Origin of the sequence: Neptunomonas japonica DSM 18939 (assembly GCF_000422765.1) — a bacterium.
GTDB classification, from domain to species: Bacteria; Pseudomonadota; Gammaproteobacteria; order Pseudomonadales; family Balneatricaceae; genus Neptunomonas; species Neptunomonas japonica.
Genome location: NZ_AUGR01000024.1, coordinates 39,286 through 61,051, shown reverse-complemented (window position 1 = coordinate 61,051; position 21,766 = coordinate 39,286). Strand labels below are relative to the sequence as shown.

General features: G+C 44.4%; 20 protein-coding genes. 5 read left to right on the top strand and 15 right to left on the bottom strand.

The features are described 5' to 3' along the window. Positions 1-19 precede the first annotated feature (19 nt). Positions 20-1,018, top strand: coding sequence for an NAD-dependent epimerase (locus tag G511_RS0115315; protein ID WP_028470418.1), 999 nt, complete (start codon positions 20-22; stop codon positions 1,016-1,018). On the opposite strand, the gene G511_RS0115310 is transcribed toward G511_RS0115315, so the two are convergent. The 4 genes from G511_RS0115310 to G511_RS0115295 all read right to left on the bottom strand — a co-directional run bounded on the left by G511_RS0115310 (position 1,015) and on the right by G511_RS0115295 (position 6,877). Then, positions 1,015-1,794, bottom strand: a complete 780-nt coding sequence (locus G511_RS0115310) for a response regulator (protein WP_028470417.1) — start codon at positions 1,792-1,794, stop codon at positions 1,015-1,017. The two genes, G511_RS0115315 and G511_RS0115310, sit on opposite strands and share 4 nt — an antisense overlap. A gap of 167 nt (positions 1,795-1,961) precedes the next feature. Continuing rightward, positions 1,962-4,541, bottom strand: a complete 2,580-nt coding sequence (gene clpB / locus G511_RS0115305) for an ATP-dependent chaperone ClpB (protein WP_028470416.1) — start codon at positions 4,539-4,541, stop codon at positions 1,962-1,964. Between the two features lie 133 nt (positions 4,542-4,674). Continuing rightward, on the bottom strand, positions 4,675-6,657 hold the full coding sequence (gene feoB / locus G511_RS23085; RefSeq protein ID WP_036552188.1) for a ferrous iron transport protein B: 1,983 nt from the start codon (positions 6,655-6,657) through the stop codon (positions 4,675-4,677). Continuing rightward, on the bottom strand, positions 6,650-6,877 hold the full coding sequence (locus G511_RS0115295; protein WP_051222114.1) for a FeoA family protein: 228 nt from the start codon (positions 6,875-6,877) through the stop codon (positions 6,650-6,652). Before G511_RS0115295 ends, feoB begins: the two co-directional genes overlap by 8 nt. A gap of 177 nt (positions 6,878-7,054) precedes the next feature. Here G511_RS0115295 and G511_RS0115290 point away from each other — a divergent pair, with 177 nt between their 5' ends. Then, positions 7,055-7,624, top strand: coding sequence for a helix-turn-helix domain-containing protein (locus G511_RS0115290; protein ID WP_051222112.1), 570 nt, complete (start codon positions 7,055-7,057; stop codon positions 7,622-7,624). A 51-nt stretch (positions 7,625-7,675) separates the two neighbouring features. Here the strand turns inward: G511_RS0115290 and tdh are convergent, their stop codons facing one another. From tdh to G511_RS0115275, 3 genes are all read right to left on the bottom strand, one after another. Continuing rightward, positions 7,676-8,704, bottom strand: a complete 1,029-nt coding sequence (gene tdh, locus G511_RS0115285; RefSeq protein ID WP_028470413.1) for an L-threonine 3-dehydrogenase — start codon at positions 8,702-8,704, stop codon at positions 7,676-7,678. 11 nt (positions 8,705-8,715) lie between these two features. Next, entirely contained in the window at positions 8,716-9,906 is a 1,191-nt protein-coding gene (locus G511_RS0115280; RefSeq protein WP_028470412.1) for a glycine C-acetyltransferase, read from the bottom strand. 131 nt (positions 9,907-10,037) lie between these two features. Next, entirely contained in the window at positions 10,038-11,093 is a 1,056-nt protein-coding gene (locus tag G511_RS0115275) for a PLP-dependent cysteine synthase family protein (protein ID WP_028470411.1), read from the bottom strand. A 105-nt stretch (positions 11,094-11,198) separates the two neighbouring features. Here G511_RS0115275 and G511_RS0115270 point away from each other — a divergent pair, with 105 nt between their 5' ends. After that, positions 11,199-11,666 carry an Lrp/AsnC family transcriptional regulator gene (locus tag G511_RS0115270; protein ID WP_211224923.1) on the top strand — a complete coding sequence of 156 codons (468 nt, stop codon included), beginning with the start codon at positions 11,199-11,201 and terminating at the stop codon, positions 11,664-11,666. A gap of 34 nt (positions 11,667-11,700) precedes the next feature. On the opposite strand, the gene pgeF is transcribed toward G511_RS0115270, so the two are convergent. After that, positions 11,701-12,423 (bottom strand): peptidoglycan editing factor PgeF, encoded by a 723-nt coding sequence (gene pgeF / locus G511_RS0115265; protein WP_028470409.1) that lies wholly within the window; start codon positions 12,421-12,423, stop codon positions 11,701-11,703. 12 nt (positions 12,424-12,435) lie between these two features. Further along, positions 12,436-13,407: a 23S rRNA pseudouridine(1911/1915/1917) synthase RluD gene (gene rluD, locus G511_RS0115260; RefSeq protein ID WP_028470408.1), complete on the bottom strand. Its 972-nt coding sequence runs from the start codon at positions 13,405-13,407 to the stop codon at positions 12,436-12,438. 144 nt (positions 13,408-13,551) lie between these two features. Here rluD and G511_RS0115255 point away from each other — a divergent pair, with 144 nt between their 5' ends. After that, a complete protein-coding gene (locus tag G511_RS0115255) occupies positions 13,552-14,472 on the top strand; it encodes an outer membrane protein assembly factor BamD (protein WP_028470407.1) in 921 nt (306 codons plus the stop codon). Positions 14,473-14,523: 51 nt separating this feature from the next. After that, the gene (nadE, locus tag G511_RS0115250) at positions 14,524-15,357 is read left to right on the top strand and encodes an ammonia-dependent NAD(+) synthetase (RefSeq protein WP_028470406.1); all 834 of its coding nucleotides are present in this window, start codon (positions 14,524-14,526) and stop codon (positions 15,355-15,357) included. 25 nt (positions 15,358-15,382) lie between these two features. Here nadE and G511_RS0115245 read toward each other — a convergent pair whose 3' ends face one another. From G511_RS0115245 to G511_RS23950, 6 genes are read right to left on the bottom strand one after another with little or no spacing between them, the layout of a single operon-like run. Next, the gene (locus G511_RS0115245) at positions 15,383-16,474 is read right to left on the bottom strand and encodes an NAD(P)/FAD-dependent oxidoreductase (protein WP_028470405.1); all 1,092 of its coding nucleotides are present in this window, start codon (positions 16,472-16,474) and stop codon (positions 15,383-15,385) included. 45 nt (positions 16,475-16,519) lie between these two features. Further along, a complete protein-coding gene (locus G511_RS23955) occupies positions 16,520-17,062 on the bottom strand; it encodes a GspH/FimT family pseudopilin (protein WP_028470404.1) in 543 nt (180 codons plus the stop codon). A 48-nt stretch (positions 17,063-17,110) separates the two neighbouring features. Next, the gene (locus tag G511_RS24855) at positions 17,111-17,527 is read right to left on the bottom strand and encodes a type IV pilin protein (RefSeq protein WP_036552187.1); all 417 of its coding nucleotides are present in this window, start codon (positions 17,525-17,527) and stop codon (positions 17,111-17,113) included. Continuing rightward, the gene (locus G511_RS0115230) at positions 17,524-17,853 is read right to left on the bottom strand and encodes a hypothetical protein (protein ID WP_028470402.1); all 330 of its coding nucleotides are present in this window, start codon (positions 17,851-17,853) and stop codon (positions 17,524-17,526) included. The genes G511_RS24855 and G511_RS0115230 overlap by 4 nt, the downstream gene beginning before the upstream one ends. 10 nt (positions 17,854-17,863) lie before the next feature. Next, positions 17,864-21,148, bottom strand: a complete 3,285-nt coding sequence (locus G511_RS0115225) for a pilus assembly protein (RefSeq protein WP_028470401.1) — start codon at positions 21,146-21,148, stop codon at positions 17,864-17,866. A gap of 11 nt (positions 21,149-21,159) precedes the next feature. Beyond that, positions 21,160-21,762 carry a pilus assembly PilX family protein gene (locus G511_RS23950; protein WP_084629129.1) on the bottom strand — a complete coding sequence of 201 codons (603 nt, stop codon included), beginning with the start codon at positions 21,760-21,762 and terminating at the stop codon, positions 21,160-21,162. Between the last annotated feature and the right edge of the window lie 4 nt (positions 21,763-21,766).

The window sequence follows — 21,766 nt, the reverse complement described above, 5'->3', positions numbered from 1 at the left end:
GTAATCAGGAGTAGGCACAATGCGTTTTTTGGTAACCGGTACAGCAGGATTTATCGGCTTTCATGTAGCTCAGCGCCTACTGAAAGAGGGTCATCAAGTCATTGGCCTAGACAATATAAATGATTACTACGATCCACAATTAAAGCTGGATCGTTTGGCATTGTTAAAGCCTTACTCTGACTTCATCTTCTATAAATGTGACCTTGCTGATAAAGAAGGCGTAGAAAAAATCTTTGCAGATGAAGCCATTCAACGTGTTATTCACTTAGGTGCGCAGGCAGGTGTAAGGCACTCCATCAATAAACCCTTTGACTATGCCAGTTCTAACTTGCTAGGCATGCTAGTCATTCTTGAGTGCTGTCGTCACTTTGCGATTGAGCACTTGGTTTACGCTTCATCTAGCTCAGTATATGGCACCAATACTAAAATCCCATTCTCAACTACAGATGAAGTGACTCATCCCGCTTCACTTTATGCCGCCACTAAGAAAAGTAACGAGCTGATGGCGCATAGCTATTCACACCTTTATAGCATTCCCACTACAGGCTTACGCTTCTTCACTGTGTATGGCCCATGGGGACGCCCTGATATGGCGCCGATGTTATTTGCCAGTGCGATCTCAGAAGAAAGAGCCATTAAAGTATTTAACTACGGAAAAATGCGCCGCGACTTCACCTATATTGATGACATTGTTGAAGGTGTCGTACGTATTCAAAATATCATTCCACAAGAAAACCCCGACTGGGATGGAAAAAGCGACGAGAGTGCTGCGCCTTATAAAATTTTCAATATCGGAAATAACCAGCCTGTAGAGTTAGAGTATTTTATTCAGCAAATTGAAACATCTTTAGGCACGACCGCTGTTAAAGAGTATTTGCCAATGCAAGCCGGTGACGTAGTCGAAACGTTTGCAGATATTGACGCACTCAGTGAAGCAACTGGATTTACGCCAGCAACTCCTATTGAAGAGGGAGTACGTCAGTTTATTGAATGGTATAAAAGTTACTATAAAGCTTAACGAACGCTGGCGATATATTTAGAAAGATGTGCCATTTTATCAGGGTCATCATCAACTAGGGTGACCTTGATATTTATAAACGCAGAATTTATATGTGGATCTGCCGCCTGTACCATTTGAATAAACCCATTAACCCTTGCCACACTATCACCCGATAGCTGTTCAATGTCGATCACGGCCTGATCCAGTACTTGCGGAAAAACACCTGCATTTTTCACAACCACCAGCACATCTTTCAAACTCATATCTTTAATTGCACACTTAAACACTTGATCACGCACACGTAAACTTGCCATACCTTTTGGTTTTGATACGCTTTTTGGCGTAACTTCAACTTTCGCGCGTTCTTGTTGCAGCATCTTAGCGGCTTTAGCTTGTTTTGCTTTATCTGGTGCGGCTTGCTTACCTAACACCTTATTCATTTTCTGGACTAACTGCTCATTAGTAAACGGTTTACCTAAGTAATCATTAACACCCGCATGAATCGCTTTAAGTACATATTCTCGCTCACCACGGCTGGTGATCATGACAAACGGAACTGTTTTGTATTGCGGTTGTGAGCGCGTCCATTCGAGTACTTCCAAGCCACTCATTTTAGGCATCTCCCAATCACACAGGACAATATCAAATGTTTCTGAAGAAAGTAGCGACTGAGCCTCTTCACCATTAAAAGCGGCTTTAACCGAAGATTGCGGAAACGCCTCACTCACTATTTTAGAGACGAGCTCGCAAATAAATTTTGCATCATCAACGATCAATACTTTCAGATTTTCCATTTACTACTCTCTACAACCGACTTGCCTTTAAGCAATAGCTACCGGGATTTTTATCAAAACACATTCATTAAAGTAGGCCATAAAAATACTATTCACCAGTAATCAGCAGAATACATATATAAAAAAGCCCGCTGAGTTAGCGGGCTTTAGAACATATATTTAGCCATTTAACGAAAAACGAACTCTCCCGCTTCTACATCGACAGCTATTTCAGTGCCTGGCAAGTATTTACCTGCCAATAGCGCATGTGCCAATGGGTTTTCAATCCACTGCTGAATTGCTCTCTTCAATGGCCGCGCGCCATAAATAGGTTCAAAACCAACTTCAACCAACTTATCCAGTGCCGTAGGCGTTAGCGTTAGCGTTAATTCACGTTCAGCTAAACGCTGACGTAAGCGCTCCAGTTGAATCGTAGCAATGCCCGCTACCTGCTCTTTACGTAGGCTGTGGAACACCACAACTTCATCAATACGGTTAATAACTTCTGGTCGAAAGTGAGAACCCACCTCTTCCATTACCGCTCGCTTCATTAGCTCATAATCATCGTCATCACTGAAGTTCTGAATAAGGTGAGAACCCAAGTTTGATGTCATTACGACAATGGTATTTCTGAAGTCCACTGTCCTTCCTTGCCCGTCAGTCAAACGGCCGTCTTCTAGTACTTGTAGCAAAATATTGAACACATCGGGGTGTGCCTTTTCCACCTCATCCAATAGTAAAACTGAGTAAGGCTTGCGACGCACGGCCTCAGTCAGATAGCCTCCCTCTTCATAACCAACATACCCTGGAGGAGCCCCGATCAGCCGAGCGACAGAGTGTTTCTCCATAAACTCTGACATGTCTATACGCACCATGGCTTCTTCGGTATCAAACAGGTAATTAGCTAACGCTTTACACAGCTCTGTTTTACCCACACCAGTAGGGCCTAAAAATAGGAAACTACCATTCGGGCGATTTGGGTCAGCTAAACCCGCTCGTGAGCGACGTACTGCATTTGATACAGCCACCACTGCCTCACTTTGGCCAACGACGCGATGATGCAATGCATCTTCCATACGCAGTAGCTTTTCACGTTCACCTTCAAGCATTTTACTCACAGGTATACCGGTCCAACGCGAAACGACTTCAGCGACTTCCTCTTCTGTGACTTTGTTGCGCAGCAGTTTGTTATTTTCCTGACCCGCTTCTTCTGCTTCACTGGCAGCTGCCAATTGCTTTTGCAATTCAGGAATAATGCCGTATTGCAGCTCTGATGCTTTAGCAAGATCACCGCTTCGCTTAATTTTTTCTAACTCTACTAACGCCTGGTCTAACGCCTCATTAACCTTCTGAGACCCCTGCAAGGCTGCTTTTTCAGCTTTCCAGATCTCTTCTAAATCAGCAAACTCACGCTCCAGCAACTCAATCGTTTTTTCAAGCTCTGCCAAACGCTTGCGAGCGGCACCATCTTTCTCTTTCTTGAGCGCTTCACGTTCCATTTTCAGCTGAATTAAACGACGTTCTAAACGGTCCAAGTCTTCAGGCTTAGAATCCATCTCCATACGAATACGTGAACCCGCTTCATCAATCAGATCAATCGCTTTATCTGGCAACTGCCGATCCGTAATGTAGCGTTGTGATAATTTTGCAGCCGCAATAATGGCAGAGTCTGTTATTTCCACACCATGATGTACTTCATAGCGTTGTTTCAGGCCACGCAAGATAGCTACGGTATCTTCTTCTGTGGGTTCATCCACCAGCACTTTTTGAAAACGGCGCTCAAGGGCAGCATCTTTCTCTACATACTGTCGATACTCATCCAGCGTAGTTGCACCAACACAGTGCAACTCGCCTCGCGCTAAAGCGGGCTTCAGCATATTCCCAGCATCCATGGCGCCTTCACCTTTACCGGCACCTACCATCGTATGCAATTCATCGATAAAGAGAATTATTTGTCCTTCCTGCTTGGAGAGTTCGTTCAATACAGCTTTAAGACGCTCTTCAAATTCGCCACGAAATTTAGCTCCCGCAATCAGCGCGCCCATATCTAGTGATAGCACTTTCTTACGCTTTAACCCTTCAGGTACTTCGCCATTTATAATACGCTGAGCTAAGCCTTCAACAATGGCCGTTTTACCTACACCAGGCTCGCCAATTAATACGGGATTATTTTTGGTTCTACGCTGCAATACCTGAATCGTACGGCGGATTTCATCATCACGACCGATGACAGGGTCCAGCTTGCCTAGTTCAGCCTGTTCAGTTAGATCAATACAGTATTTATCTAACGACTGACGACTGCCTTCAGCATTAGGGTCATTCACGCTATCCCCACCACGCATATTATTAATAGCCTGCTCCAAAGATTGTTTAGTAACTCCAGCATCTTTTAACACCTTACCGGCATCACTTTTATCTTCTAGCATGGCCAATACGATTAGCTCACTAGCTATAAATTGATCACCACGCTTTTGCGCTAACTTATCGGTCAAATTAAAGATGCGCGCCATATTCTGGGATAAACGAATCTCCCCATCTGGGCTTTGCACTTGCGGTAAACGGTCTAACGTTTCACCAACACTACGCGTGAGCTGAGGCAAGGTTGCACCGGCTTGTGCCAACAGCGGTCGAACAGAACCGTCTTGTTGCTGTAAAAACGCTGCAAGTAAATGAATCGGCTCTATAAAATTATGGTCTTTACCGACTGCCAATGATTGCGCTTCACCTAACGCATCCTGAAGTTTTGAAGTGAATTTATCGGGTCGCATAGATAAGCATCTCCTGTTAGCGGCTCACAATATGACGGAGCCGCTGTCTCTTTGCATCTGATATGGGGATACTTGATGGCTGATTCAAGCCATGTATGATTAATATTTAACCAGATGTGATCCAGATCATCTTTTAGAAGAGCAAACTACCCAAGGTAAACGCTAACCAGCCACCCACCCAAGCTAATACTAAGCCCGAGAAAATAGATAAAGCAGCCCAGCGCCAACTGCCGGTTTCCCTGCGAATGACAGCAAGAGTTGCCAAGCAAGGCATATATAATAAAGTGAACACCATTAGAGCCAGCCCAGCGGCAGGTGCCAAACCTGCCTGAATGGCTAACTGTAAACCACCAATATCTTCAGCATTAACCTGATAAACCATCGCCAACGTCGCTGCAATAACCTCTTTTGCTAAAAATCCAGAAAGCAGCGCGACAGTTTCTTGCCACTGAAAACCCAAAGGAGCAAATATTGGCGCCATCCAACGCCCCAGCTGTTCAAGAAATGACATCTCGGCATGCATCGGAAACGTTTGCAACACCCACACCGCCAAAGACCCCACTAAAATCACACCGCCTACCTTGTGTAGAAAGTCTTTTACTTTATCCCACACATGCAACGCTAATGAGCGCCATGATGGCCAGCGCCAAGGAGGCAGCTCCATAATAAAGATTTCATTAGGTTGCGCGGGTAACCAGCGAGATAACAGCGCAGCAATCATGAATGCCACCATAATGCCTAGCATATGAATCCCAAAAAGAGCACTGCCCGCATTATCTTTGAAAAAGATACCTGCTAATAAGACATACACAGGTAAGCGCGCCGAACAGCTCATAAAAGGATTGATCAAGATAGTAATCAGGCGTGCTCGGGGTTCCTCAATCGTTCGCGTTGCCATAATGGCCGGTACATTACAGCCAAACCCCATCACCAAAGGCACAAACGCTTTGCCATGCAAACCGACCTTACTCATGACTCTATCAGTGAGGAAAGCCGCTCGCGCCATATAACCGCTTTGCTCTAAGATCGCGATAAAAAAGAACAACAACACTACGTTGGGTAAAAACACTAGAACACCGCCAACGCCAGCCAACAGTCCATCAGTAATAACAGCCCTAAATAGGCTATCAGGTAACAACCAAGCCACACCATCACCTAGTAGAGAAACCCCCAGTTCAATCCAGTCAGCGGGATAAGCGCCAAAAGTAAATGTTGCTTCAAAAATCAGCCACAATGATATAAAAAATAGAGGTAAACCCAACCAACGATTAAGCGTAATACTATCCAGCCAACTATCAATACGGCTGATATCCACATGGTTTTCATCTATTTCATGAAATAAACCATGTATATAACCGTAACGCCCCGCGGTTATCATTTCGGTCGCGGTTTCATCATGGCGCTGTGCAAGTATTTGCAATGCACTCGTCATTGCCTTTTGTGCATTCTCATTTAGCTGAAAACCAACATCCCCTTGCGCTTCTAGACACTGAATCGCCTTCCAACGGGGCAAGTCAGCAAGCTGCAGTTGTTCTACGGCTTGTTCAATATGAGGCTCATAGACTATATCTAATGCATGAAAAGTAGATATCAATGATGACTGGTGCTGATTATGTGCCAGCAATGAGGCCACCAGCTGATCAAGTAAAGGTTTAATAATATTGATATTGCGACCATCACTTGCCAACGCAGGAACACCCAACTGGCTAGATAACTCTTTTAGATCAGGCACTTGGCGCAAGCGTGCCGCCTCATCCATCATATTCAATGCGAGTAAGGTAGGTAAGCTTTGCTCCAACAATTGTGTTGTTAGTGCCAGATGACGTGAAAGGTGGCTAGCATCGAGTACATTCAGAATGAAATCGGGGGGTGTTGATAGCAAGTAGTCTCGCGTCACCCGCTCTTCCACACGGTTCTGACTTAACGAGTAAATACCGGGTAGATCCACAAATGTCAGCGTTAGGCCTCCATACTCTCGCGTACCCTGCTTGATATCAACGGTAACGCCCGCCATATTGCCAGTACGCTGCCTTGCACCTGTGAGCAAATTAAATAAAGAGGTTTTACCGCAATTAGGATTGCCCACTAACGCAATAGTGAAATGCTTTTTAGTCATTATCAGCTACCTGAATACATACGGCTTCTTCATTTCGTAAGCAGATTCTCTGTCGCCCCAGTCGGTAAACTTTAGGGTTTCCCCAAGGAGATACCGCTGATAGCTGAATCACCTGCCCACGTAAGATACCCAGCGTGGCCAAACGCTGCCGAAAGTCGCCAGAGCCAGAAATATCCACGATTTTTCTAGATTGCCCACGTACTAAAGAGTCAAGAGTCACAACTAGCCACCTCACCATGAAAGATAATGAGAATGATTATCCTCTCGGTTATCTCAAGGAGGTATGATAAATATCAACAAAAGCTTATATACATACAGCTGATTCCAAAACACCTGAAGGACAAAAACCGTCGAGTGTTTTATCATGAGTGCTATTTTTGATGAATAGGAGTTGTCAGTGAGCCAGAGAAGTACACCAAACCTTGGATTAGCCATGAAGCAACGTCGTAAAACACTCGGGCTTAACCTTTCTCAGCTTGCCGAGCTATCTAATGTGTCACGCTCAATGCTATCAGAGATAGAGAGAGGCAACGCCAACCCTACGTTCACAAACTTATGGAATATTACTCAAGCATTAGGCGTTAGCATTGATGACTTGGCGCATAGCAGCACAGAAAACCAGCCTCCAACAATCATGAGACAAGATGCGATCAACACACCGAGAATGCACAGCGAAGATCAGGGCTGTGAACTGATTGCACTCAACCCTGTAGATACGGCCACCGAATTTGAGTGGTATCAGCTAATCATTCAACCCGGTAGCCATCTAGAGTCAGAAGCACATGTACGTGGTACGCAGGAGCACTTATCGGTTATCGAAGGACAGATGGAAGTGATACTCCAAGAAGAAGTACGAACAAAAGCGACCACAGGAGATACACTACGCTACCCCGCCGACATTCAGCACTCCATAAAAAACCCAGGAAAAACAACGGCCCGAGCTTTTCTAGTTGTACATAAACGCTAAAATACAATTAACATCAAAAACTTAAAACAAACTTCGATTAACTAAGCTTGCTTATTCAGGCCAATCAAGTATCACCTTGCCAGAAGCACCAGAGCGCATCAAATCAAAACCCTGCTGAAAATCTTTCAACGGGAAGTGATGGGTAATAATAGGTGTAAGGTCTAACCCGGATTGAATAATACTGGCCATTTTATACCAGGTTTCAAACATCTCGCGGCCATAAATCCCTTTTAGGACCAATCCTTTAAATATCACCTTGGTCCAGTCTATTGCCATATCGGAGGACGGAATCCCCAGCATAGCAACTTTACCGCCATGGTTCATGACATCTAGCATATTACGAAAGGCAGCAGGCGCACCCGACATCTCTAAACCTACATCAAAGCCTTCTGTCATCTGTAGCTCTGCCATTTTAGCTTCTAATGCTTGCTCAGCAACATTAACGGTATGCACTACACCTAGTTGCTTGGCCAAAGACAGTCGATAGTGATTCACATCCGTTAGTACCACATGTCGTGCACCTACGTGCTTTGCAACAGCAGCCGCCATTATTCCAATAGGCCCTGCACCAGTAATCAGCACATCTTCACCCACCAGATCAAACGACAACGCCGTGTGTAATGCATTACCAAAAGGATCAAAAATTGCAGCCAAATCATCCGAAATATTATCAGGAATCTTGAATGCATTTATCGCAGGCAAAGCAAGGTACTCAGCAAAAGCACCGGGACGATTCACGCCCACACCTTGCGTATTACGACACAAGTGACGACGCCCTGCTCGACAGTTACGACAGTGTCCACAAGTAATATGCCCTTCACCGGAAACTCGATCACCAATTGAAAAGCCTTCTACTTCACAACCAATTTCAACCACTGTACCTACATATTCATGACCAACCGTCATTGGCACTGGAATCGTTTTTTGCGACCACTCATCCCAGTTGTAAATATGAACATCCGTTCCACAGATAGCGGTTTTACGAATCTTAATTAACAGGTCATTATGACCCACTGTCGGTTTCTCGGTCTCATGTAACCAGATACCTTCTTGTGGATAAAGCTTTGCTAGCGCTTTCATATAACCTCTCCTTAGATAATACCCAGTTCACGAGCAAGACGTGTAAAAGCAGAAATGGCCTGATCCAGTTGCTCCCGAGTGTGAGCCGCCGACATCTGTGTACGAATTCTCGCCTGCCCTTTTGGTACAACAGGAAAAGAGAAGCCAATCACATAGATCCCTTCTTTGAGTAGTTTATCTGCTAAGGTAGATGCTAATGCGGCATCACCAATCATCACCGGAATGATCGCATGGCCACTACCGGATAAAGTAAAGCCTGCCAGCTCCATCTGCTGACGAAAATAATCTGCATTCGCATTTAACTGCTTACGAAGCTCATCCCCAGCCTCAACTAATTCCAGCGCTTGTAAACTGGCTTGCACAATAGCGGGAGCCAACGAATTAGAGAACAGATAAGGGCGCGAGCGCTGGCGAAGCCACTCAATCACTTCTCTCTTACCTGCTGTATATCCGCCAGAAGCCCCCCCTAAGGCCTTACCCAAGGTACCGGTAATAATATCGACACGTCCCATCACTTCACAGAGTTCATGACTACCGCGTCCGTTCTCACCAACGAATCCCACGGCATGCGAATCATCCACCATCACCAGTGCATTATATTGATCAGCCAGATCACAAATGCCCTGTAAATTAGCAATTACACCATCCATAGAAAAAACACCATCAGTGGCAATCAGCCTCACTCGTGCATCTTGTGATTGCTGTAGGCACTGCTCAAGCGCGGCTAAATCATTATTAGCGTAACGCATGCGCTGCGCTTTGCTCAGACGGACACCATCAATAATACTGGCATGGTTTAAAGCATCACTGATAATGACGTCATCTGCACCTAATAAGGTTTCAAACAAGCCGCCGTTCGCATCAAAACATGAAGAATATAAAATGGCATCCTCCATACCTAGAAACTGGCTTAATGCTGCTTCCAATTGCTTATGGATATCTTGTGTGCCACAAATAAAACGAACCGATGACATACCAAAACCATGCTCATCTAACCCCTGCTTTGCTGCTTTTATCAATGCAGGGTGGTTCGACAAACCCAAGTAGTTATTAGCACAAAAGTTAACCACTTTGTTGCCATCCGTTAGCTCAATTGCAGCCTCTTGAGGAGAAGCAATAGCCCGCTCAGCTTTAAACAACCCCTCTGCTTTTAGCTTATCGGTTTGCAGCACCAGCTGCTGTAAAAAATCTGAACGGTTCATATTTTCTCCTAATGCTTACTTTTGTCTTATATAAAATATTTAAATCCAATATATCAGACAAAACAATAAAAATAACTTTATTGGAGAATTATTTCCATTAAACAGGATTTACTTTCCAGAAGAGATCACACTTAGCCGTACAAAGATTGCATTGCAGCAACTCTTTCAGGCACCTCATAGCCCTTTTCTAGCAGCCAGTCATGATTAAAGTAGCTTTCTTGATAACGCTCTCCACCATCACATATCAAGGTAACAATGCTGCCTTGCTCGCCTCGCTGTTGCATTTCTTTTGCCAATGCCAACACACCCGCAAAGTTAGTACCTGTAGAGCCTCCTACTAAACGACCCAACTTTGCTGATAAGAAATGCGCCGCAGCTAAGCTCTCGTTATCTTCTACTTTCAGCATTTTATCAATGACTGCCGCTTCAAAAGAGGGCTCTACACGTGGACGGCCGATACCTTCAATGCGCGAACCTTGCTTAATTGTTAAGCTGGCATTGCCACTTTGATAATAATCATAGAATACTGAATTTTCAGGGTCGACTACGCATAACTGCGAAGGCTGCTGCCACCACTGTTGGTGTCGCAGGTAACGGCCGATGGTCGCTGATGTTCCTCCCGTTCCAGCACTCACCACAATCCAACTCGGCTTAGGAAAGCGCTCAACACTCATCTGACTAAATATAGATTCCGCTATATTATTATTCCCCCGCCAATCAGTTGCTCTTTCTGCGTAGGTAAACTGATCCATAAAATGGCCATTCATTTCTTTTGCCATATCAGCTGCCGCTTGGCACAAATCAGTCGCAGCAACCTGATGGCATCGGCCACCATAAAAGGAGATCTGCTCCATCTTTTTAGGTGCCGTACCCACAGGTACAACAGCAATAAAGGGCAAACCCAACAACCTAGCAAAGTAAGCTTCTGATATAGCAGTGCTACCTGACGATGCCTCAATAATAGGCATTCCTTCTTTAATCCAGCCATTACACAACGCATAGAGAAACAATGAGCGAGCCAAGCGGTGCTTTAAACTACCGGTAGGGTGCGTGGATTCATCTTTAAGATAGATATCGATATCAGAAAAAGCAGGCATATCTAATTTAATTAGATGTGTATCAGCTGAGCGATTGTAATCTGCTTCAATAATACGAATAGCATTTGCTAACCAGTGATTTTGACTCATGGCTTGTTCTCCTTTTTGTTATTAAAAGTATGCAGGAGCAAGCAGATAAAAATATTGCTATTATTTATTCATAATTAATAAATAATAGAAAATAATTCTAATATCATGACCAATATTAAAATAGACGATACAGACAGACGAATTCTACGTGAGCTTCAAGAAAATGCCGAACTTGGTATCACGGAGCTCGCCGCACGTATCAACCTATCATCAACACCCTGTTGGCGGCGTGTTCAAAAGCTACAAGATGCTGGTGTTATTAGAAAGAAGGTCGCATTGCTGGATTCAGCGAAAGTAGGGCTTAATGTATCTGTTTTCGTGCATATAAAAACACGTAACCATTCACATGACTGGTTTGTCGCATTTTCAAAGAAGATATCTAGCTATGCAGAAGTAGCCGAGTTTTATCGCATGAGTGGCGAGTATGATTACCTCATACGTATAGTTGTTGCTGATATTGCCGCGTTTGATCGCTTTTATAAGCGCCTTGTTGAAGAAACACCTGACTTAAGTGATGTTACCTCGAGTTTTGCCATGGAGCAGATCAAATATACAACAGCGCTGCCTATATAAATTCACTATCCAGCAAGGCTGCTTTGATAAAAGCTTAACTCGCAGCTTTCCAAACCAAGGTTGCCATGCGTCCCGTTTGCGGGGCGCGACGGTAAGAAAAAAAACGCTCAGCATCAGAATATGTACAGTACTCACCACCTGATATCTGAGATACGCCAACCCGCTGTAAACGTAGAATAGCCAACCGGTAGATATCCGCCAACCACTTACCCGAATTCAAAGAAGGTACAAAGCAATCGCGGGACTGAGCCAATTGATCGCAAAACTGCTGACGAACTTCATCACCTACTTCAAATACAGCGGGACCAATAGCAGGCCCTAACCACACGTGAATGTCGGGTCCTGACATTTTTTCTAGTGTTGTTTCCAGAACGCCACCAGCTAAACCTCTCCATCCAGCATGTGCAGCCGCAACGCGCTCTCCATCCGTAAATACAACCGGCAAACAATCTGCCGTCATTATTACGCATGCAAGGTCTGCGTCAGCTGTCCAGCAAGCATCAGCTTCTCGGATAACAGCATCGTTTTGCGCTTCAACACAAACTGTACCGTGAACTTGTGTTAACCACTGCGCAGCAGGCAACTCAAGTTTATTGAGTAACTGTTCACGATTGCTGATAAAAGCTCTAGATTGATCACCTACATGATCTCCCACATTGAGCGAATCATAAGGAGGGCTGCTAACACCTCCCAAGCGGGTGGTAGAAGCTACCTTTATATGTTGAGGCGCAGCCCAACTAGGGCGAATCAACTGCACAATAACACCTGGCTAGTATTCATAATCATCGTAATCTTTAACATCGCGCTCTAAAGCCGCCAGTAAAAGCTGAAAGTCTTCAGGCAAATCAATCTCCCAAGACATCAACTCGCGACTCGACGGGTGCCATAACTCTAACTTTTTCGCATGTAATGCTTGGCGTTTAAAACCTAGCAGAGTTTCCTGAACCTCTTCAGTCGCCCCTTTTGGCATACGAAAGCGCCCACCGTAGAGCTGATCGCCCGCCAGTGGGTAATTGATATGCGCCATATGAACACGTATCTGATGGGTACGCCCAGTTTCTAGCTTCAAACGAATATGCGTATGGTTACGGAATTTTTCAAGAAGTCGGTAATGCGTAACGGCTTCTTTTCCTCCTTTAACGACTCCCATCTTAAGACGATTTTTGGGGTGACGCGCTATCGGCTCTTCAACACAACCACCACCTGTCATCACTCCCTGAGCTACCGCTTCATACTCACGGCCCATGGAACGATCCTGTAACTGACCAACTAGCTCTGTTTGCGCCTGAATAGTTTTAGCAACCACCATCAAACCGGTAGTATCCATATCCAAACGATGCACAATACCAGCACGAGGCACCATTGCTATATCAGGAAAGTGATGTAGCAAAGCATTCAGTAAAGTACCCGTACGGTTACCTACAGCCGGATGCACCACTAGGCCTGCCGGTTTATTAACAACGAGAATGTCATCATCTTCATAGATGATATCCAACGGAATATCTTCTGCTAGATGCTCTTCCATCGGCTCGACCGTTGCATTAATAACAATGCGCTCGCCACCGTAGAGTTTTTCCCGAGTTTTAGCTTGCTTCCCGTCAACAGTGACGAAACCCTCTTTTATCCAGGACTGCAACCGTGAACGCGAAAACTCTGAAAACAACTGAGCAACAATCTGATCAAGACGTTTTCCGGTCAATGCACCCGGAACTATTACTTCTAATTCAATCTTTTCTGACATCAATATACCGATCTGTAGCGCTGATGATTTTTCTTAGCTTCCGGTTATGGTTAAATAGACCGTTAATTAAGCATTTTGGCTCAGTATACCCGATACGGCGAGTCGCGCCGACAATCGAATACTTGGAATATCAGGATTTATTACATGCGCTTGGCAAAAATCGTTGGTACCGTCACCCTTTGCGTTCTGGCAACCGGTTGTTCATGGTTTGGTGGTGATAAAGAGATACCGGATATTCCGGAACAACAACTATACGAAGAATCAATTTCTGCACTTGAGCTGGAGGACTATCAACTAGCTGTTGAAAAACTGCAGATGCTGGAGGCTCGCTATCCATTTGGCCGCTATTCAGAGCAAGCTCAGTTAGAATTAATTTACGCTTACCACAAAAACTATGAGCCTGAAGCCGCTAGTGCGTCAGCAGATCGTTTTATTCGACTGCACCCCTCTCACGAAAATATCGACTACGCATACTACCTTAAAGGTCTCACGGCATTTGAGCAGGACAGAACCTTTTTTGAGCGTTATTTACCTATTGATATCTCCCGACGTGACCCGGGGGCCGCTTTAGATTCTTTCGAAAGCTTCTCCACACTGTTAAACCGCTACCCAGACAGCCAATATGCACCTGATGCCAGTAAGCGCATGGTGTTTTTGAAAAACCGCCTAGCGACCTATGAAGTTAATGTGGCTCGTTTCTATATGAAGCGTGGTGCTTTTGTTGCAGCCGCTAACCGTGGACGCTATGTAGTAGAGAATTTACAAAACACACCCGCCGTCCCTAATGCGCTTGCTGTTATGTACCAAGCATATACGGAACTAGGCATGACTGACTTAGCCAGTAGTGCGCGTGATGTTTTATTAGCGAACTACCCTGACTATGATTTACGAACTTATCGCCAAGAAAATAAAACATTACTAGAAACGGCAACCTTCGGATTGCTTGGTAGCAGCGAAGAACCTCTTCCACCATCACGCCCTAGCACTAAGGCCACGGAGCAACAGACTAAGATAGAAAAGAAAAGGTCTTGGTTTGATCGTGCTACTTTTGGTGTTTTCGAATAATCATCTGACAGTACGTAATTTTTGAGCCATTAATATAGGAATTTAGACGCAATGAATGCTGATGACATCATTAAAGAGATGCAAGTTCTACCTGAAATAGATCCTGCGTTTGAAATAAAACGACGCATCAGCTTCATCAAACAAGGTTTACGTGGCTCTCGCTTAAAACATCTCGTGTTAGGCATTAGTGGTGGAGTCGACTCATCCACTTGTGGAAGGCTCGCTCAACGTGCCGTTGATGAGCTTAATCAAGAAGAACAAACCTCTGACTATGCTTTTATTGCAGTCCGCCTACCTTATAACATCCAGCACGACGAAGATGATGCGCAACGTGCTCTTTCATTTATTAAGCCAAGCGAAACACTTACCGTTAATGTGAAGTCAGGCGCTGATGCTCTGCATCAAGAAGTCACATCTTCATTACAGCAAAGCCAGCTACTTTCTGCGAATGATGCGGCTATTGATTTCGCAAAAGGTAATGTTAAAGCCAGAGCCCGCATGATCATTCAATATGAGATTGCAGGAATCGTTGGCGCACTCGTACTCGGAACAGATCACTCCGCTGAAAACATTACAGGCTTTTATACCAAGTGGGGTGATGGTGCATGTGACTTAGCACCACTATTTGGCTTGAATAAACGCCAAGTTCGTCAATTGGCAATGGAGCTTGGCGCACCAAAAAGCCTCGTACATAAGACACCTACTGCTGACTTAGAGTGCCTTGCTCCGCAAAAATCAGATGAACAGGCACTGGGCTTAACCTATGACAACATCGATGATTTCTTAGAAGGAAAAAGCGTTACACCAGAGGTTGAAGAAAAACTGATTAGCATCTATTTGAAAACACAGCATAAGCGCCAACCGATTCCCACTATCTACGATTAAGCGCTTACCTTGTCGTTAGAAGGGCTTAGACACGCCCTTCTAAACAATAGGCTGCAGGATCAATAACTGGCTCTCGCCCTAATAGTAGATCTGCATGTAAACGTGTTGAAGCAGGCGCTAACACTAAACCATTACGAAACTGCCCTGCATTTACCGCAAGCCCTTCATAACCCGGCACGTCACCAATATACGGTACACCGTGTGGCGAACCAGGTCGCAAGCCTGACCAGTGATGCTCTACAGCATAATTAGCCAAAGAGGGGATAATCCCTACGGCTGTTTTATACAAAGAGTCATGCGCCTGCTGTGTTGTCGTTTTATCAAATCCTTCGTGCTCCAAAGTGGAACCTATTAAAATACGACCATCATTACGTGGAATAACATAACGCCCTGCCATCAATATAACTCTATTTACGGTCCCTACAGACGCTTTAAAAATCATCATCTGCCCTTTCACAGGCTCTACAGGCAAACTAACATTTAGCGGCTTTAATAACTCACCACTCCACGCCCCTGCTGTAATAATAGTTTTTCCACCCGTGATATCACCATGAGCAGTCCTCACACCATGAACTTTCCCATTATCCAATAATAATTGTTTTACTTCGTGGTGTTCGTACAAGGTCACACTGAGTGATTTCTCCAAGCTAGCTCTTAAAGACTTCCCTAAACGAGGGTTACGGATACTACAGACTTCTGGCATCCATAATGCGCTAGTGTGCCCGCTGCAAAAATTAGCTTCTCTTGAATACAGGTGAGCTGCATCAACCTTGAGCATTGGCCGATTGAATCTAGCCGCCCAAGCCAATGCATCGTGCTCATCCTCAACATCCACCATATACATACCTTTTTGGCGAAGCTCAGGGTCACAGCCGGTTTCTTCTTGAAGATCTTGTGACAGATGTAAATAACTACTTTGCGACCAGGTTGCCAGTTGAGTAACGGGTTCAGAATAACGCCAAGGATATAAAGGCGACACAATACCACCGCCCGCCCATGTTGACTCCTGAGCACATGCTAAACGGTCTACTAATGAGACTGTCGCACCGGCTTGCACTAATTCACGCGTAAGCATCATACCCACAACACCCGCACCAACAATGACAAAGTCGCTCATTACTACACCTAGTTCAATTTCAACAAAAAAGCAGTGTAGAACATTTTAGATATCGATAGAACGCACTCTACCTATAATATTAAGAATCAAGCGTCGCTCCAATGCGTAGCTGGGGTGGTTAATACGAAATGAGCTATTGCCCAACAGTAACCGCCCAGATGAAACGTAGATTAAATAATGCCCTCGTCCCCAATTTATATCTAGAGATTCGCTAAAACGTGCGGTATGTAGCAATTCATCTATAGCGGCGTTATAGACCCTATCGCTATCGACATCTTGAAAGACAATAAAGCCATCATCCCAAGCTATGCGCCCAACACCAACACTACCGGCACATTGCGTTACAGCTGCGGACAAGCTACATACTTGAACTTGAGCACCTCGCTTTACCGCTTCAGAGCGAGCGACAGATAAGCCTGCACGAATAGCCATTGAGGCAGCTGTTATTTCACTGCGCATTAGCATTTGCGAAAACGAAGGTATTGCCAAAAACATTAGAATAAGCATGATAGACAGCGCTACCATTAACTCAATAAGTGTGAAACCGGATTGAGAGTGCTCCCGGTCCGTATGCGCATCCTTGTGCATATATCATCCTCAGGCCATCCTAGCCTTATTTTTACTCATTACACATATTTACCAGCAGTCTTGTACACTCCCTGTTCCTGTTGCAGCACGTGCTCCAGTTTGACTAATGCTTAACGTGCCACATTGTGTATCTGCGGCTTGGGCTCCTTGGGGAACAGCTTGAACTGTGTATGCTGCTGCCGACGCTGCTGCCGCTAAGCTAATGGTATACCTTGCGGCCATACCATTTTCTGTCGTACAGCCATCAACAGGAACGGCAGCCAGATAGGTCATATTTGTCGTAAACTGACGTTCCATGTTTTGTGCTAACGACAACACACAACCACTGGCAGTCGCACGCCATGAGCTTAATATATATTGCTGGTAACTAGGGTAAGCAATTGCCGTAAGTATGCCTATAATCGCTACAACAATCATTAGTTCTATAAGGGTTACACCCTTTTGTTCTGATTTCACATGGCTCATTTCATAATGACCTTAATTGAAGTAACAACAGGCCTGCGAGCGCCCTTTTTACCTTTTTTGTAGCTAAACAGCACATCCAGACCTAAGTCTAAATGACGCAATTTAGTAGGGTTACCCGCCTCTCTTATCTTCGCATGTGAGGCCACTTTGTAAATTACATTATCAATCATAATACTACCGGCGCCCTTTGTAACAACTTCCTGTAATACCCCCTGGCTCTGATATACAACACCAGATTTAAGCTTATCTTTAGCCAGTGCAAACAGTGGCACAAAGCTTATAACTAACGCTAAAACAGTACTAATAAATAGTTGTGTAGTTTTCAAAGCACCTCTCCTAACGAGTAATCTGCTGCCAACTCTGACGGTTCACATCATCGCCTTCATCAATCCGCATTGTTTCTAACTGGTCATTCCCAGAAATAATAACTTGATCAGAATCTGCTCCAGGCATAAAGCTTGGCGCATTGCCTCCAGAACCAACTTTAATACCTGACGCAACAACAGGATTAGCAGCAGGGCCAAAAACTTTATCCCCTGCACCAAATTTACCATCTTTATCTAGGTCATATGTCTGGTTCAAGCGTCCTCCTGTGAAAGCATCAAGGGACATCAACCAACTATCGCCTCCAGGAGAACAAGGGTCATTCGCTGGAATATTTGTTACAAACAAAAGCCGCTTTCCACGTATCGCTGGGACAGAAATTAAGCGCTCACCTCGCTCACCCGCAGGAGGAACCATGTCAAGGTACCAACCTTCCTTTGCAGTAGTCGCGTAATTATTAGATGTTTCACGTAATGGATAACTATTTACCACATCATCTGCCGTTGATACCGTACCCTTTCTATCCGTCACATTAACAGAGGCTTCTATTGTGATAGTTTGCTGCAACAATTTATCGCGCCCTGTAACATTAGCACCCGTATCATGAATTCCGTAAAAAGTTTGCCGGCCACCTAACGCACCATTATTATCTGTAACCTCTATATACTGCCCCGTGCCAAAATAAACCATCTGCCCAATACCGTTTTTCGACTTACCAACGGTTACTGCAGTTGTGATAGGCTGAGAATTACTGATAGCCGCTCCAGTTGTTTTAGTACAGGGGTCGGCACTACAAGCAGTGTAAAGTTTATAGTCCAATTTCCATTTTGTAGGATCAACATCGTTCAAATTGAATTTCCAAACATTACCGAACAAATCCCCACCATAAATATAATCTGCTATTTGGTCATTATTTAAATCCACGGGGGTTAGCGTCGAAAAGCCATTAGGCCTGCTAGCATTAGTCGGATCATCACTCGTACCAATACCGGTAGAAAGCTTAATCACATTAGTTTTATCCCAAAGATCAACAATATAAATTACCGCATCGCCGCTGCTGCTTGCATGGCCATCTGCTTGGGTATTGTTATAACCATTACCAAACACTGCATACCATTTACCATCTTGAAGCTTGACTATCTTAGGCCTACTAAAACTGTAACCTAAATCAGCATCATCTTGGTCTGTAAACTCCCACATAAACAAAGACGCAGCATTTGATTCTAAATAGGCTGAAGGATCAGTAATATCTAATGCATAAATACCCTGACCGCCTTTATTTAAACCACCCACTAAAACTGTTTTCCAAGCGGTACCGTTAAATGCATCAACAACCGTTGGAGAGCCATCCACATAATATTGATGGGTATAATTAGGATCAGATAACTCTTTTAATTCTGGTAATAAAGAGCCAGGCACAAACGCCATTTTCTCAACACCCGTAGATGCTTCAAAAGCATGTAACATGCCATCGTTAGCACCAACATAGAGCATATTTGCACGATTTTTATGTGTTGTAACAAATGAAGAATACGCAACGGACTCAAACGAATCAGAATACCTAGCAGCTGGGGATCCGACAAAATACGGAGTAGAATGGACGATGTCGCCTAAGTTGGTTATACGATCACGATAGGCAGATACGTCATAAGTTGCATCACTAGTATTGCGGCCTCTTAAGTACTGTAGCATCGCTTGATCGCTACTAAAAAAGCTAGCTTTCTCTGCTGTAGTAAAACCGGCCCATCTAAAAGGAATTCCACCACCAGCTTTATTAGTCACAATAACACGTGAGTTCCAAGCTGGAATTTTTTGGCCCGCATCAAATACAGCACCGTTTGTGGCAGAGCCTGTTGTTTTTACTTGCCCATACGTCGGGCCAACCGCGGTGTCTATTTCAAAGGACAGAAACTCTCCCGACCAGTTTGAACTGTTATAGCGCGCTTGATAGACACTAGAACCCGTCTGTATTCGACCAGTACTGGCTGCTGCAGAAGAAGACGAGCCTGATTTTTTTGTAATATCAGCGAGTGCATTTTTAAGCACTGTGGATAATTGCGCGGCATTAGAAGCCGTGTAGTATTTCCCATTACCGTATTCAGCCGCATCTTCTAACATCTGATTTTGTGTCGCGAAACCAACCGTATAGGTATACATGTTCTGCACAGGAAAAGCAGCATCGTTGTAACCAACACCAGATAAGTCATTTTCACTGGCATTTTTTTTAAAATCAGTATCCCAAGCAAATTTAGCGATATCATCTAAATATAGAGTAGCACCCTCACCGGTACCGCTCGAATCATATCCATCTGAATATTGAGGAAATGAAGGGTAATCACTACTTGCTGTAGCTGGGTGTAAGCCATCCCAATCCGTTAAGGTTTTTCCTGTAGGCACATCAGGATCACTACTAGGGAAATTACTATCGCGTGTTGGGAAACCATCTGTTATCGCTAACGTAAAATTTTTCTGGCAACGGTATTGAATAGGACTGCTATAAGAGGTGCTTGAGTGGTAATAGCTACTCAAACCTCGAAAATAGCGTGTGATTTCATAAAGGGCTTCAGACAATGGCGTGTTAGTGTCAGCAGAGTAGCCAGCCAAAGAGCTTTTAATACTGCTAATACTACTACCACATACTTGATCAATTGTTGCCCCATGCCCGTAACTATGATCACTTGGTCCAAAAAAACGAGCAACACCAAAGCGCATACCAGCGGTATTATCTACAACATCCGCCCCTACTGCTTTTGCAACCATCATTCTGGTTTCATTAGGAATATTCCCAGCAGCTCCTGTTGATAAATCCGACCCACTAGCAAAGCGATTAAGTAGATAATTGACATACTCACCTGAATAACGAGTGTCACCACTACCAACAGGATCAGGCAGCCTCAAACATTTCGTGATGCTTGTTGTTGAGGCATTTCTAAATCGGTCGTAGTTACTGGAACAGCTCCCTTGCTTGAAACTGCTCTTATAATAGTTACCAGCCGTGTTAGACACGCTAGACCAGCTGTCGCTTGAATTATAATATTGCCACTGCTGTTGTGAAGAGCGATCTATTACTGCACTATCCGGGTCGGTAGGATCAACCAGAGCGAAGAAATCCGCATCATATATAATATTGTCCATGCTACCTGAGTTATCCACCAACAACATAACATTGGGTTTAACAGTTGTAGATACAGGTAAAGGAGCGTTAGACAACGCCCAAGGAGCGGCTATAGCATCTACGGACATACCAAGTATCACAAATAACTGAAGCCCATATAATGGCTTTAATAGCATGCTCATAACTCCCTCCTTTATCTAAATCGACGCGCAAAAATAGTTTGCAAAAGAGCCTCCGAAGTTAACGAGCCCCCGTAAGCCTTAATTGTGTTTCTATACAATGCACTGCCTCTATCTTCAACAACACCGCCTCCAACATCGTAAGCATCTGTTTTATAAACAACATACTCCACCATTAATAATGGGCTAGAAACGACTAAGGTATTCATATCAGTACTTGTAGGAGGGGCAATTACTGTTCCATCTGACTCTTTGTAACTACCATAACTAATAGCTTGAGCATCCCAAGCAGCCGAGTCATTTGCAGGTAAAGCGACACCTCCTGAAGCGTTTATTACCTGACAACGAGGCGTAGCAGTAGCGCTACAGCCTCCATATGATTTGCCTACATCCAAGTTTTCTATGCTTTTAAGAAAGCCCTCTTCTAAATAACGCATTCCGGCTTCGCCTGCCTGGAGCGCCAAATTTGCATCACGCATATTACCGCTCATTTTTTCCTGCATCGCTGTACCTTGCATTGCACTTAACCCAATAACAGTTAACAACAACATCATCACCAAGCCGATAATGAGCGCAGCCCCCTTCTGATTACGCAGATGAGGGGCTAATTTCTGCATGTTT